We start from the raw sequence: 778 nt of genomic DNA, 5'->3' as shown, positions 1-778 counted from the left end.
GAATTTGATATAGCTCTTAAATTGACGAAGCTTGCGCTTCATTCAAAAATTGTAAAACTTATTTTTGCCTCATCGTTCAGTTTTCAAAGTTCGTCTGTAAAAAAATAAAAATGGTGGAGCCTAGCGGGATCGAACCGCTGACCTCCTGCGTGCAAGGCAGGCGCTCTCCCAGCTGAGCTAAGGCCCCATATAAGTGATGATGGTCGGGAAGACAGGATTCGAACCTGCGACCCCTTGGTCCCAAACCAAGTGCTCTACCAAGCTGAGCTACTTCCCGTCTAAAAATGGTGCACCCTGAGAGATTCGAACTCCCGGCCTTTAGATTCGTAGTCTAACGCTCTATCCAGCTGAGCTAAGGGTGCGAGACGAATAATCATCATGGGAAAATATTAATGGTACCGAGGGCCGGACTTGAACCGGCACGAGGAAACCCTCGCAGGATTTTAAGTCCTGTGCGTCTACCAATTCCGCCACCCCGGCAAGGTATAATTTCTAGCGGTAGACTTTTTAAAAAGATCAAATGGTGCCGGCGAAAGGATTCGAACCCTCGACCCTCTGATTACAAGTCAGATGCTCTACCAACTGAGCTACACCGGCAGGTGTAAATGGTGGAGGATGACGGGATCGAACCGCCGACCCCCTGCTTGTAAGGCAGGTGCTCTCCCAGCTGAGCTAATCCTCCAATATGTAGCCTGGCAACGTCCTATCCTCACAGGGGGAGATCCCCCAACTACTTTCGGCGCTGAGACGCTTAACTTCCGTGTTCGGCATGGGAACG

Annotated in this window: 6 tRNA genes and 1 rRNA gene; all 7 read right to left on the bottom strand. The window is 50.1% G+C overall.

The annotated features are described in order from the left end of the window. Nucleotides 1-111: 111 nt before the first annotated feature. Nucleotides 112-187, bottom strand: a tRNA-Ala gene (locus KNO73_RS14890). A gap of 13 nt (nt 188-200) precedes the next feature. After that, nucleotides 201-277: transfer RNA gene (locus KNO73_RS14885), tRNA-Pro, on the bottom strand. Nucleotides 278-285: 8 nt separating this feature from the next. Further along, nucleotides 286-362 (bottom strand) — tRNA-Arg (locus KNO73_RS14880). 31 nt (nt 363-393) lie between these two features. Beyond that, nucleotides 394-480: transfer RNA gene (locus tag KNO73_RS14875), tRNA-Leu, on the bottom strand. A 41-nt stretch (nt 481-521) separates the two neighbouring features. Next, nucleotides 522-597, bottom strand: a tRNA-Thr gene (locus KNO73_RS14870). 9 nt (nt 598-606) lie between these two features. Continuing rightward, nucleotides 607-682: transfer RNA gene (locus KNO73_RS14865), tRNA-Val, on the bottom strand. 8 nt (nt 683-690) lie between these two features. Then, nucleotides 691-778, bottom strand: a 5S ribosomal RNA gene (rrf, locus tag KNO73_RS14860); the annotation flags it as partial.

This window comes from Exiguobacterium sp. s83, assembly GCF_018617095.1.
GTDB lineage: Bacteria > Bacillota > Bacilli > Exiguobacteriales > Exiguobacteriaceae > Exiguobacterium > Exiguobacterium profundum.
This window is presented reverse-complemented; position numbering and strand designations above follow the sequence as displayed.